The organism is Pedobacter sp. GR22-10 (assembly GCF_026239715.1).
In the GTDB taxonomy this organism is placed as follows: domain Bacteria; phylum Bacteroidota; class Bacteroidia; order Sphingobacteriales; family Sphingobacteriaceae; genus Pedobacter.
In genome coordinates this window covers 657,820-670,815 of sequence record NZ_JAPIVR010000001.1, presented here as the reverse complement: position 1 = coordinate 670,815, position 12,996 = coordinate 657,820, and the positions used below count along the sequence as shown (strand labels likewise).

10 protein-coding genes are annotated in these 12,996 nt (G+C 43.9%); 3 read left to right on the top strand and 7 right to left on the bottom strand.

What is annotated here, in order from left to right; all coding sequences use genetic code 11:
* Positions 1-269: 269 nt before the first annotated feature.
* Positions 270-857 (bottom strand): Pycsar system effector family protein, encoded by a 588-nt coding sequence (locus tag OQX64_RS02735; protein WP_265817510.1) that lies wholly within the window; start codon positions 855-857, stop codon positions 270-272.
* Positions 858-1,540: 683 nt separating this feature from the next.
* Between OQX64_RS02735 and OQX64_RS02730 the strand changes: the two genes are divergently transcribed.
* The gene (locus tag OQX64_RS02730; protein WP_265817509.1) at positions 1,541-2,311 is read left to right on the top strand and encodes an SDR family NAD(P)-dependent oxidoreductase; all 771 of its coding nucleotides are present in this window, start codon (positions 1,541-1,543) and stop codon (positions 2,309-2,311) included.
* 485 nt (positions 2,312-2,796) lie between these two features.
* Here the strand turns inward: OQX64_RS02730 and OQX64_RS02725 are convergent, their stop codons facing one another.
* The 5 genes from OQX64_RS02725 to OQX64_RS02705 all read right to left on the bottom strand — a co-directional run bounded on the left by OQX64_RS02725 (position 2,797) and on the right by OQX64_RS02705 (position 9,733).
* On the bottom strand, positions 2,797-3,333 hold the full coding sequence (locus OQX64_RS02725) for a YHS domain-containing protein (RefSeq protein ID WP_265817507.1): 537 nt from the start codon (positions 3,331-3,333) through the stop codon (positions 2,797-2,799).
* 101 nt (positions 3,334-3,434) lie between these two features.
* Positions 3,435-4,871, bottom strand: coding sequence for a TolC family protein (locus OQX64_RS02720; RefSeq protein ID WP_265817505.1), 1,437 nt, complete (start codon positions 4,869-4,871; stop codon positions 3,435-3,437).
* A 1-nt stretch (position 4,872) separates the two neighbouring features.
* A complete protein-coding gene (locus OQX64_RS02715) occupies positions 4,873-8,010 on the bottom strand; it encodes an efflux RND transporter permease subunit (RefSeq protein WP_265817503.1) in 3,138 nt (1,045 codons plus the stop codon).
* Positions 8,011-8,082: 72 nt separating this feature from the next.
* A complete protein-coding gene (locus tag OQX64_RS02710) occupies positions 8,083-9,201 on the bottom strand; it encodes an efflux RND transporter periplasmic adaptor subunit (protein ID WP_265817501.1) in 1,119 nt (372 codons plus the stop codon).
* Positions 9,202-9,328: 127 nt separating this feature from the next.
* Complete coding sequence (locus tag OQX64_RS02705) at positions 9,329-9,733, bottom strand: hypothetical protein (RefSeq protein WP_265817499.1); 405 nt, start codon at positions 9,731-9,733, stop codon at positions 9,329-9,331.
* A gap of 223 nt (positions 9,734-9,956) precedes the next feature.
* Here OQX64_RS02705 and OQX64_RS02700 point away from each other — a divergent pair, with 223 nt between their 5' ends.
* Positions 9,957-10,250: a hypothetical protein gene (locus tag OQX64_RS02700; protein ID WP_265817498.1), complete on the top strand. Its 294-nt coding sequence runs from the start codon at positions 9,957-9,959 to the stop codon at positions 10,248-10,250.
* Positions 10,251-10,466: 216 nt separating this feature from the next.
* Here OQX64_RS02700 and OQX64_RS02695 read toward each other — a convergent pair whose 3' ends face one another.
* Positions 10,467-10,745 carry a helix-turn-helix transcriptional regulator gene (locus OQX64_RS02695; RefSeq protein ID WP_265817497.1) on the bottom strand — a complete coding sequence of 93 codons (279 nt, stop codon included), beginning with the start codon at positions 10,743-10,745 and terminating at the stop codon, positions 10,467-10,469.
* A gap of 356 nt (positions 10,746-11,101) precedes the next feature.
* Here OQX64_RS02695 and OQX64_RS02690 point away from each other — a divergent pair, with 356 nt between their 5' ends.
* Complete coding sequence (locus OQX64_RS02690) at positions 11,102-12,250, top strand: hypothetical protein (protein ID WP_265817496.1); 1,149 nt, start codon at positions 11,102-11,104, stop codon at positions 12,248-12,250.
* Positions 12,251-12,996 lie beyond the last annotated feature (746 nt).

Below are 12,996 nucleotides of genomic sequence, written 5' to 3'. Positions count from 1 at the left end.
TTTTTTTGTTCAGACCATTAGTTTGACGTGGACCTTAGCGAGCTGCTAAGACCAGCGTGGGGCTGTGTTATCTCACGCGATTGTCATGCTGATCCGATAGCTATCGGATTTATTTTATTAGCAGTTTCCATTGTTTAAAGGTCTAATAGCTAATCGTGGCCAGCATCTTTCATGCTATTAAGAAATGTTGTATTCTTTACTAATTACTTTTGCGCTAGATATTGTGCGAGAAACAGATACACCGAACCTCATTGGTGCAGTATATTTGGTTAGCCCAACAAGGTATCGTGCCATATCATTGATTGAAGAAAAGCTAAAAATACAATAATCAACCCAAACATAAATACATTATAAGCTGCCCTTAATAACCTATATTTTCTGCCGAGAACGACCCCTTGTATATATTCATCTTTAATAAGGGTTTGGTATAAAAAGTCATTATCGCATAATACATGAGTCATTCCTGCAGCATAATCATTCATCTTCATTTTGTAGAAATTTCCAAAAAAAAGAAGGTTTACTTTTTTAGTTGATAAATCTTTTGCCGTGAATTTGCCATTTGGAAGTGAAGGTCTGGTTGCCAGAATAGCAAGAATCAAGGTAATAAGGCTAGTGGCTAGTAGAATGAGCGATGGAATGATCAAATGAAGGGTATCCTTCAAACGTCCAATCCCAAGACTAACAATCGCTGATAAAATAATAGAGTTAACCGTAATCAGAATTTGTGCTTTATTATCCGCCATGTCACTTAGGCGGTGATCATTGCCAGCCGTGATTTTAATGAGCATTTCAATGGAAGATTTTAAATCAAAATCTGACACAGGCACTATATCTATTAATTTTTTATCATTATTCATATCAAGGGGTAGTAGATTTTAAGGAATTCGGTTTTCTTACAAAGATATCAATCATTTTCAGAATGTTAACTGAAAGCGCTGACCTATCATATGCCTATTTTGTTAAGCAATTAAGCCATTTGATGAATTATTATTACCATTTCATGCTACATCATTTTGTCATGATAATCATCTATATTTTTTCATCACCTCAAAATGATGTTCCCCATCCCGTGTCATAAATAAAATTAGAGCATCATTGAATAATATTCAGTGACCAGACTTGTGATCTACGGTCTTTCCTACTTTGAAGTTGTCCTCGAAATGGATCAGCAGCGCTAAATCCGTTTTTTCTATTTCCTTGTTATGCTCTACAATATGTTTCCATGCAAAGTCATCGGTAACTCCTGGTTTAAGACAATACTTATGGTGCGCTGTCGCAGATCAATCGATGCAACTTATAGTGGATTTAAAGAGAATAGCTATTAAGGAATAGTACGGATAAAAATCTTTTAAATAGAGAATTTCTAGTTTTGGATTTAATAACGTCAAACATAGTCTGAAGCTTTTCGCCAACGTATGGCCTTTAATAAAAACTATAGATTACAATTCGCAATTAGCCTGATTCAGACCAAAAATGGCTTAAAATTGACCTACTTAATTTATGGATGTTTTCTGACATTTGACATATTAAATCATTTAAAATGAACAGATTAAAAAACAAAGTAGCGATTATCACCGGCGCTGCCGGTGGGATGGGATTAGCCATAGCAAGAATTTTTGCAGAAGAAGGTGCAAAAGTGGTTGCCACTGATATTCAGGAAGATCTTTTATCAGAGGAAATAGAGAAATTAAAAGCTAATGGATTAAGCGTAGAACATATGGTTTTGGATGTTTCCTCTAAATCCAATTGGCAGGAAGTAGTGGCTAAAACAGCAGAAAAGTTTCAAAAAATAGACATCTTAATCAATAATGCAGGTATTCAAATCGTTAAAGGAATTTTAGAAACCGATGAAAATACCTGGCAAACAATAATTGACATCAATTCCAAATCAGTATTCTTAGGTACCCAGTGCGTAATACCCGAAATGCAAAAAGTTGGAAAAGGCTCAATCGTAAATATTTCTTCAATAGGAGGTATTTTAGGAGGTCAGCGTGCAGATGGAGGAGGTGCGGCATATTCTGCATCAAAAGGTGCTGTTCGTTCTTTTACGAAGCATACTGCGCAGATGTTCGCTAAAGATTCGATTCGTGCAAATTCCATCCATCCTGGAGGAATTGCAACACCTATGGCTTTAGAAGTTGTAGGTGTAGAGACGATTGAAGAACTTAAAGCTTTAGGGGTGAGCCCGCTTCCTCCAAAAATGGGTGATCCTGAAGATATAGCTTACGGTGCTTTGTACTTAGCAAGTGATGAGTCTGGCTTTGTTACAGGTACTGAATTGGTTATTGATGGCGGTTTTATTTCTCAATAAATTTCACTGAAACATAGAATAACTTATTAAATATCAAATCAATAACTTATAATTTGTTTATACAGCTCAAAATTCGCGGGACGGTGTCAAATAAATTGGATTGTCCACCTTTGTTATATACATAGTAGTGAAATTACAAAAAAACGCTACTAGGGAACATTAGTTACTTTAATCCAATTCACTAGCCAAATTAATTATAAGCTTTAGATCTGACACAAAGGTGTTCGAAAATGTCAGTAAGGTTCACTTTATGGGAAAGACTAGAAAAATCTAGTTCTTTCCCATTTTTGTTTTCAGTTAACTTATTGTCTACGAAACTGGTACAACTGATTACCGTTCAAAGCCATGTAGCTGATTAGCCAGCGCATTGAGATAAAGGATTAATTCTTTTTACCAGCTTCCAGCCCTCAAAATTTCGGCCAGGTGTGTAGTAAATTCAATTACATGCATAATTTATAAATGTAATATGCTTGTGTTAGGCATGTTTAATTTTTAGCGGCATACAATGCCGAATTTTTATCGAACAAGTTTTTACAACTGGCAGAACAAAAGTGATAGTCTTTTCCTTTATAGGTAGAGAAATATTTTGAATGCCCCTTTGGCACCGTCATCCCACAAACTACATCTTTCTCTTCGGTATTGGTGGTTTTAGCCATACGCTCATGAGCAGTAGTATCAACCATATGGTCGTGCTTCATCTTTTTCATATCCATCACCTGGTTTACACCCATCACTTTTCCATCTGCCGGTTTCCATTTGTCATACTCCATAATTGAGGTGACAAACAAAGCCTCCTTTAGTCCTTTAAGTTTTTCTACTACATGCAAAGCACCGTCAATACCGGCCGATACACCCGCATTAGTGAGGATTTTGCCATCCTCAACAAACCTTACATGACTGATAAATTTAGCCCTGGGCGTAATTTTTTGCAGGTGCTGATTTAGGTCTGCGATATGAAAGCTGGTTAAGAAACGGTGAATCCACATCGTTCTACGGCGTAAGAATAGCCCTTGCAATGGCATTGTAAACAAAAATAAATTTGGCGAGCGATAAAAAACCCTGAGATCTCCACAAAAGAAATCCCAGGGTAATGTATCATTTTTTAAAAGCGAATTGACGACCGTTATCCTCCAAGCGCCCTGAAAAGGTTAATCAGTGAGGAGTAGGATTTTTGTTTTAGATCAACCTGCTGCATTTCCGCATCAAGCACGCTGCGCTGGGCAACAATAACCTCCAGATAACTGGCATATCCCGATAAATACAAGTCATTAGCCGTTGCAACCGCTTTCTTTAGTTCCTCAACCTCATTTGATTTAAAACGGTATGCCTGTTTATAATTTTCTATCGCTGAAAGCTGAACAGAGACTTCCTGGTAGGCTTTGATAATCCGGCGCTGATAATTGTAAAAAGCGGAAAGTTGTGCGGAGTTCGCCACCAGGCTACTGTTTTTGAGCGCTGCCCTGTTGAGCAAAGGGGCGCTCAGGCCGCCGAGTAATCCCGCAGCCATTGAAGCAGGCGAGAAAAGTAATGGAAGCTTAAAGGAGTTATAGCCAGCATAGGCATCAAGGGTCAGCGAGGGCAGAAATGCCTTTCTTGCGGCATTCACATCTGCCTTCGAGGCAGCGAGTTGCAGTTCCGCTTCCCTTACGTCCGGCCTTGCGAGAATAACTTTTGCAGGAATCCCGGCATAAATTTCCCGTGGCAAGACTTTAGTAATCGCGCTGGTGTCACGCTCGAGGTTTCCCTGGTACCTGCCCATCAGCAGGTTGAGCTCGTTCTCGATCCTATTGATCGCCTGGCGGATTTCAAACTGCCTGCCCTGGGTGGCCAGGCGTTGGGCACGGAACTGACTGACCGCAAGCGCAGTTGCCCGGCCGCCGGCCATCTGGGCCTCCACAATTTCCAGCCCCTTATTCTGCAACTGGATGTTTCGCTGCAAAATCTCCAAACGTTTATCAAGAGCAGTGAGTTCATAATAAAGCGTTGCAACCTGGCTGACCATTTGTGTTTTGTACCACTGCAGACCAGCCTGACTCGAAAGATAGCGGTTATAAGCGGCCTTTTTCCTCTCAGATAGCTTTCCCCAGATGTCAATTTCCCATGAACTCCTAAAACCCGCAAAATAATCCGGCGTCGGGCTGGGGATGCGCTGCTTGTCATTCAAATTATCCGAAAAATTGGTATCGTAATTCCCTACCCCATTCATGGTATAGTCTCCATAATGATCGAGCCCGGCAGATATGCCAGCACTAAGTGAGGGATAGAGCTTTGAGCGGCTAAGGCGGAGATTCAGCCCTGCAACCAAAACCCGCTGAACCCCGGATTGCAGGCTAAAGTTGTTTTTAAGGGCGCTATCAATAAGCCCCCTGAGGTCAGGCTGCGTGAAGACCACCTTCCAGTTCAAAGCCTCAACAGGCGCAGAAGAGAGCCGGCTAAAGGAATCAGGAAGCTTTTTAAGTTCAGGAATTTCTGCCTGCCTGACGGAGCTGCAAGAAGTGATGACTGCGATCAGGCAGGCCATGATCGAAAAGGGGATAATGATTTTAATATTGAGTTTCATTTTAATTAATTTTTAGCGTAGAACTTTTAGCTGCCGACTGTTTTTTACGGGCTGCAAATACCGCGTATAGTCCCGGGATCAGGATTACCCCAAAGAGCGTTCCGATGAGCATTCCCCCTACTGCAGTCATACCAATCGAACGGTTTCCTACCGCGCCTGCGCCAGAGGCTATGCAAAGTGGAATAAGGCCTGCAACAAAGGCGAAAGAAGTCATCAGTATCGGGCGCAATCTGGATACTGCGCCGAGGGCTGCAGCCCTGGCCACTGAAAAGCCAGCTTTGCGCTTCTGTTCGGCAAACTCAATAATCAGAATCGCATTCTTTCCAAGAAGTCCGATAAGCATGACCAGCGCCACCTGGGCGTAGATATTGTTTTCAAGTCCTGCCAGTTTCAGGGTAAAAAATGCCCCGGCGATTCCGGCAGGAAGCGAGAGCAGAACAGGCAGGGGCAAGAGAAAGCTTTCATACTGCGCAGCCAAAATGAGGTAAACGAATATTAGGCAAATGATAAAAATGTAAATCGCCTGGTTTCCAGAAAGGATTTGCTCCCTGGTCATTCCAGACCATTCGATATTAAAACCACGTGGAAGCTTTTCCCTGGCGGTTTTCTCCACTGCCGCAATCGCATCGCTGCTGCTGAAGCCTGCCGCTGCATCACCATTGATCATCGCCGAGGGGTACATATTATACCGGTTGATTTGTTCAGGTCCGTAAACCCTTTCCATGGTGATAAATGCCGAGTAAGGTATCATCTCGCCCCGATCGTTTTTCACATAAAGGTTTAACAGGTCTGTAGGCTTGCTCCGGTATTGGGGATAGGCCTGCAGCATCACCTTATACATCTGCCCGAAACGAATGAAATTGGTGGCGTAGTAACTTCCTACAAGGGTCTGAAGGGTACCCATTGCATTATCGATCGTCACCCCCTTTTGCGCTGCCATGTCCTGATCGACATGAATCATATATTGCGGAAAATTAGGATCAAAACTGGTGAATGCACCAGAAATGGCGCTGCTTTTACGGAGCTCGGCAAGGAAGTCACTGGTTACCTTCGCCGTTTTCGCCATATCCTCGCTCTTGTTTTTATCCAGCAGCCTGAGCTCAAAACCACTCGCGTTTCCAAAACCGGGAACAGTAGGCGGGGAAAAGAATTCAATTGAAGCATCACTGATTCCGCGGGTCTTGGCTTTAAGCGCTACCATAAGCTCATCCACACTCTCCTCCCGGCCGTCCCATGCGGCAAGATTGATCATCGCCATGCCATAAGAAGCCCCTGTGATATCACTCATCAGACTGTAGCCTGCCAAAGTACTGATGTTTTCAACGGATTGGAAACGGCTTGTCACCCGCGCTATCTCATCGAGCACCTGCTCTGTACGTTCAACCGTAGCGCCCGCAGGGGTGGTCACGTTCACATAAATCATACCCTGATCTTCAGTTGGAATAAATCCTGACGGAAGCATGCTCGAGCACAGCCAGCTCAGGAAGATAAAAAGTAAGAGCAAGCCGATAGTGACCACCCTTCGGGAAATGATCAACCTGACCAACCGTCCGAATTTTTTTTCTATCCGCTCGTAGCCCTTATTGAACAGATTAAAAAACCGCTGGAGTACCCCCTTTTTGCTAGTCTCGACATTATGCCGGAGCATTAGTGCGCAAAGCGCCGGAGTTAGCGTTAATGCATTTATTCCTGATATGACAATAGAAATGGCCAAAGTAAGCGAAAACTGGCGGTAAAACACCCCAACAGGCCCGGAAAGAAAAGCTACGGGGATAAACACTGCCGACATCACCAGGGTAATGGCCACAATTGCCCCGCTGATTTCTTTCATCGCCGCGATTGTTGCTTCCATCGGCGGGAGGTGTTCTTCACTCATTTTCACATGCACGGCCTCAACCACGACAATCGCATTATCCACCACTATCCCTATAGCCAGCACCAGCGCGAAAAGGGTCAGAATATTAATGGAGAACCCCATGACCTGCAGAAAGGCCAGCGTACTGATCAACGCAACGGGAACAGCGAGCGCTGGAATCAGCGTGCTCCTGAAATCCTGAAGAAAAATAAAAACAACGATAAATACCAGTATGAAAGCTTCCAAAAGCGTCCTTAGAACCTCATGGATACTGGCATCCAGGAAACGGGAAACATCATAGGCATAATTATATTCCATGCCCGGAGGAAAACTGGTTGATTTAAGTTCAGCCATTTTGGACTTGATGTTGTCGATGACCTCACTCGCATTTGAGCCTGGCCGCTGCTTGATCATAATCGAGGCGGAAGGCTTACCATCGGTCTTGGAAACCATGTCATAGCTGACCGTCCCAAATTCCAGATCCGCGATATCCTTTAACCGTACAAGCGCCCCGTCCCGCCCGGCACGAAGCACCATATTCTCATAATCCTCTTTGTTATTGAACTTACCGCTATAGCGCAGCACATACTGCTTTACTTCTTTGCCCTTGCCGGAATTCTCACCAGCCACACCCGGCGCCGCCTCAATATTCTGCTGACGCATCCTATCGATAACCTCTTCAGCGGAAATATTGTACGAGCGCATCCGATCCGGCTTCAGCCATACCCGCATGGAATAGTCCCTGGCACCCATAATTTCCACAAAACCTACCCCGTCTATTCTTTTAAGTTCCTGCAGCACATTGATATCCGCAAAGTTATAAATGAACTCCTCGTTCATTTCTTTATCGCCGCTGGTGATATTCAGGTAGAGCAGCATGCTGTTTACCTCCTTTTCGGTGGTTACACCAGCCTTAATGACCTCCTCGGGAAGCTCATCAAGCACAGTTGTTACCCGGTTCTGTACATTCACCGCCGCCTGGTCAGGATCAGTACCGACATTAAAAAACACCTGAACCAAGGTTACGCCATTGTTGCTGCTCACCGTATTCATGTAAGTCATACCCGGAACACCATTAATCGCGCGCTCAAGCGGGGTCGCCACAGCCTTGGCACAAACCTCCGCATTGGCGCCGTTATAGCTCGCCGTGACCACCACAGAAGGCGGAACAATGTCCGGAAACTGCGTAATCGGGAGCTTAAAAAGGGCAAGAACGCCCAATAAAATCAATATAAGTGAAATGACCAGTGAAAGTACTGGTCTTCTAATGAAGGTCTCAACCATTTATTTTGGGTTATACCCATCCTGTCCCGCCGGAAAAATTTCCGCAGGAGGAATGGAAAATGAAAAAAAGAATTACTTTCTGGCCAGCAGAGGTTTATCCGAGGTATAGACCGGTTTAATGACAGCGCCATCCCGGATATTCTGTATACCTTCATAAACAATGGTCTCCCCCGCATCAAGGCCGCTTGAGCAAACAAAAAAACCAGGCAGACGCAACTTGGGCACGAAACTTTTCATTTTGACCATATTGCCCTTACCCACAACAAAAACATAGTTTTTGTCCTGGATTTCAAACACGGACTTTTGGGGAATGAGGATGCTGCCTGCAAGTTTAGAGTTTAGCTGCACTTTTCCAGAGGCGCCATGCTTCAGGATATTTTTGGGGTTAGCGAAAACGGCCCTGAAGGCAATTGACCCGGTATTTCCCGAGAATGCATTTTCATGCGTCTGGATCTTGCCCTTTACCGGGTAGACTGATCCATCCGAGAGGATAAGCTGAACCGCTTTATTCTGCTCAAAGCGCCCTTTTCCACTGCGCGTAAATTGCAGGTACTCATTTTCCGAGATGTCAAAATAAGCATACATCTCTTTGGTATCAGAAATGGTGGTGAGCAGCGCACCCTCATCAATGAGGCTCCCGGCCTTCAAAGGAATGCGGTCTATGGTCCCCTGGAAAGGAGAGCGGATACGCGAATAGGAAAGCTTTTGGTTGGCATCATCGATCATCGCCTTTGCCGTTTTGATCTGCGCTTCAGCCTCAGAGAGCCTGGCCTGTCCAAGCGAGCGTTCAGAAGAAGAGATCACCTTTTTATCCACAAGTGTAGCAATCCTTTCCAGCTCAACCTGGGCAATACTGGCTGCAGAAACCGCACTGGCCAGGTTTGCCTTGGCTTTATTGAGTGCAATAACATGTTCCCGGTCGTTCAGCTGAAAGAGCAGCTGTCCTTTATGAACCTTTTCTCCCTCATCTACCAGCACTTTCTCTATAAAGCCATGCGTCCTGGACCTAATGTCCACATTTTTGTAAGCCTGAATATCAGCTACGTAATCAAAGAAAAGTGAAGTATCCTGCTTTGTCAGCTTTAATACCGGTATCTCGGCAATTTCATTATCTTTTTTCTGGGCCGTCCCCCCTGTGCATGCCTGCAATGCGGCAGCCAGGATAGGAATGGCCATCCATTTAATTTTCATTCGTGTGTTTTCCTTATTTTCTCATGCCGTGGCCATAACCAAAGGTTAGCGCACAGCAGCTTAACTGATATCTAATTTAATCCGGCAAATAATATGTCATCCAAATGGAATACATGGGCGGGAAAAACTAGAAGTAAGTCAGCCTGTACAGGAAGGCGTGTTGACCACAAACAAATTGTGGTGCCTCATAACCAGCTAAAGTTGAAACCGGAAAATCGTAGCGCACCTGAAGGCGTTTCTCGAAAGGCTGAAGGTCACTCGCGGCATCATTAACATGCTTAAATTTCTTACGGTACTTTGGCTCTTTATGGTCTACCGCGGAGAGCGATGCCTGCTCGTAGTCCTCCCCTGAAACGGGGCTCACAATAGTGGTAAACTTCACCGAAACAGCCGAAATCTCCCGGGAAAGATCCCTGGTTAGCGGGGAAAAACGTAAAAAACAGGAAGCCAGCAGCAGCAATAGCAGTAACGGGAAATGTTCCGCAACAGCAGAGTGGATTTTAAAGAATGAATCTTCCCTTGTTTTAACCATCGATGCACACTGATTTGGATGCAAAACTACAAATCGCACTACAGAATCCAGTTAAATTACTGTAACAGATATGAAACCTAAAGCTTTTTTCAGGAAAAATGCCCAAAAAACACGATCAGCAAAAGCCTCCCGGAAAATCAGATGCACAACAAGTTATCCCCCCAGTATAAATGCCAGAACAATATATTTTCAAACTTTTTAGCCTCCTATCCGTCTAATTTATATGTTAACAACACAAGAAACCTTTAATTACACCACAATGCCCCTGGTGAGTGGCATCTTAGCCCTTATTTTCGGGACCTTTATTTTCACCTTCGCCATCTGGCGAAGAAACAAACGGCGAAAACTCGTTGGAATTAATGCATTCACCTGCTCAGACAGGATGGTCAACACCAAAAGCACCGAAAGGGTATTGCGATTTTTAGCAGTAGTGCTTCTGCTATCTGGTTTTATGCTCATCACCTTCGAAGCAATAAGCATTGAAGATAAGGTGATGAATGAAATCACAGCAAACTAAAAAAGAACCGCCTAAGTAACAGGCTTTCCAACACAGTTCTCTGCTCCCTGATTCCCTATCAACCAACGCACCAATAACATCAAAAATCCACCCGTTTAATTTCTTTTTTTATTCAATGCGGGGCATAAAGCTAAAATAGTTGCTAACACCACTAGCATTCATATCAGGAATCTCCAGGGCAAGTACAACCAAGGGAATGCAGCAATACAATCAACATCACACCCTGCCCCTTCTCCTGCTTTCCTTATACTCCGAAAGCAATTCACTCTTATAAAACTTATCACCGCCGGGAAGCTTCATCGGCTTCAGCCGGCCCTGCTTCACCATCCGTTTGTACGTACTCTCACTAATGCCCAGATAGTCCTTCACCTGCTGGCGGTTCATTTGCGGATCTTCCTCAAAAACAAGATTCCCGTGATATTTACTGTTATACACCAGCACCAAAATCTGGTGTATTTTAGACAAAAGATCCAAAAGCGCATCCATCCTATTCATGAATCCAAAAATTAAATTCAACATCAAACCCTCGCCTGCCCACAGCCCTTATCAAACAAGCCTCAACAACATCACAAAGCATTAAGACCAACCAAACAACCACAGCATAAGACACTCACCAGCAGACAACTCAGGCAAATAAAAAACATTTCTCCACATCTGTCAAGTTGCCGTAGGGTTGCCATCATGCGCAACCCCAAAACATCCAACCCCGCAAACCTTCTGATGCCGAAAATCCCCACCAAACTTTCCAGTCTCGCGGCAGATCTCACCACGAAAAAAACCCACCTGACCACGGACAGCAAACCAGCTGTAAAGAAAAAATTATATTAAGCAAAAAAAAAGAAAGTGAAAAAATGAATGAGGAACACCTGAATTTCAGGCTAATTGTTGAAGCCCTGGCAAAAATACCCGAACAAACCACCCTTCCAGCCTTTGAAAGCGAAATCAAACTGGAATCCCGCCGAATGACCGACGCCCTGCTTAATGCCCTTTGCCAGGCTACCACAAAAAAGGCAAGAAATCACATCCGTCAGTACCAGCAAGGCCTGCTTAGCTTGCTGTCAGCAGTACAAAAAGCAATCCATGCCTCCCCGGCAAAGACCGCGGGAAATAAATTCAGGCGAGAAATGCTCAACACATTTAGCAATACCATAGCGGAAAACCTGCAACAACTCAGCACCCATTTCCCAGGCCATTTCAACTGGGACAGCCCCCTTCCTGCCCTATACTGGGAGCAAGAACGAATGCAATTAGAAAAGCAGGCCAAAGCAATTTTTCAAAACATGACCACCCTGCAAATAGATACGCAAATCACCAGCTTTCTGCAAAACATCATTACAGTAACAGATGAGGATACCCAGAGGCCCACCTACCGGCAACTCCATTACTGGCGTCTCTTCCTGCCAGCGCTCAGCAAAATGTTCAAAAACGCCGTGCAGAAACCCGGATCACTCGAAACCATTTGCATGCTCATTTCCCTGAACCTCAACCATCCGGCCTTTTATACCTTTTGCTGCAGTTTCATCCAGAGCGAAATACAATCCTGCGAAGACCTCACCACACAATATAAAACCAGCTACTTAATCAAAAAATGCATTAGCCAGGCCGCACCCGCCATTTCGTGCCACCATTCCCCTCACCTGCCCCCAATCAATACCACACTTCTGGAATACATGACCGCCGAAATCACCTACCTGCAATCCATCGACAGCATCGCAGGCGAACTTAGCCATCAGGGCCTGTTAAACAACAGTTACAAAGTTACCCTTACCGTAAAACAACTCGCCATCTTCATCCAACTCCAGGTCAGCGCAAAAATCATCAGCCCCGGAAGCCCCAAACTGCTCCATGAATACATCTCCCGACACTACAGCACCCTGGAAACCAGTCACATCTCCGCCAAAAGCTTTAAAAACGCCTACTACAGCGCATCTACCACCGACCTTGAAAAAGTAATCGACAAACTCCTCACCATGCTGGCCATCGCACAGGAAAAACGCTAGTAACGATCCGGCATCTGCTATATTTTAACCCGGACAGAACCATGAGCCCATGGCTTTATTTATTTCTATAAAAAATATGTTAAAGTCCTGCACTTATTCAAATCCTGCATAAACTATCCTCATCTATATATCAGCTTGTTTTATACTGAACAGGTATACCCTTTGTTCCTTACATATTGACCATGAATGTGATCTGACCCGCTGCGAGCAATTTCTCCTGTCAAAAGGATATTAAATATTCATGAACGGATCCTAAAAACTGCCGCAAATAATCATGGCCCAAACCTGATCCCCTAAATATATACGCTTTCGTCTGAATCATCATTGTTAACGATGACCAGGGCTTAAATACACACCAGGAATTTATGCCGTTTCTCTCCACTAACAAACTATGAGTCATACATTCAAAACCCATACCACATGTATTTTTTTAAACACAAAAATACAAGCTTCATATCTTTAGCATATATTTTTAAAATGTAATATTTTAGTTAGTCATTAAAATGTGACCCTACTGCTTAGACAGACACTTTAGCTTTGTAGCTTTCCAATTGTCAATTCAGTTCATCCATTTTTTGTGAGCGATGCAGGATTTCTAAAACCTCAACACCAGGCTTATTCCCCTGCATTACCCATGTGATTATCACTATTCGTTTATGCGTTATCCAATTTTTTTACTTTTTATTGCCTTATTTACCCTTCCCATGTTATCATCCGCACAGCTTCGAGGCTGTTACAGCCAGCCT

Excerpts from the sequence above, each read along its gene's own strand:
- OQX64_RS02735 (WP_265817510.1), bottom strand. The coding sequence starts at position 857 with ATGAATAATGATAAAAAATTAATAGATATAGTGCCTGTGTCAGATTTT.
- OQX64_RS02730 (WP_265817509.1), top strand. The coding sequence starts at position 1,541 with ATGAACAGATTAAAAAACAAAGTAGCGATTATCACCGGCGCTGCCGGT.
- OQX64_RS02725 (WP_265817507.1), bottom strand. The coding sequence starts at position 3,333 with ATGCCATTGCAAGGGCTATTCTTACGCCGTAGAACGATGTGGATTCAC.
- OQX64_RS02720 (WP_265817505.1), bottom strand. The coding sequence starts at position 4,871 with ATGAAACTCAATATTAAAATCATTATCCCCTTTTCGATCATGGCCTGC.
- OQX64_RS02715 (WP_265817503.1), bottom strand. The coding sequence starts at position 8,010 with ATGGTTGAGACCTTCATTAGAAGACCAGTACTTTCACTGGTCATTTCA.
- OQX64_RS02710 (WP_265817501.1), bottom strand. The coding sequence starts at position 9,201 with ATGAAAATTAAATGGATGGCCATTCCTATCCTGGCTGCCGCATTGCAG.
- OQX64_RS02705 (WP_265817499.1), bottom strand. The coding sequence starts at position 9,733 with ATGGTTAAAACAAGGGAAGATTCATTCTTTAAAATCCACTCTGCTGTT.
- OQX64_RS02700 (WP_265817498.1), top strand. The coding sequence starts at position 9,957 with ATGTTAACAACACAAGAAACCTTTAATTACACCACAATGCCCCTGGTG.
- OQX64_RS02695 (WP_265817497.1), bottom strand. The coding sequence starts at position 10,745 with ATGAATAGGATGGATGCGCTTTTGGATCTTTTGTCTAAAATACACCAG.
- OQX64_RS02690 (WP_265817496.1), top strand. The coding sequence starts at position 11,102 with ATGAATGAGGAACACCTGAATTTCAGGCTAATTGTTGAAGCCCTGGCA.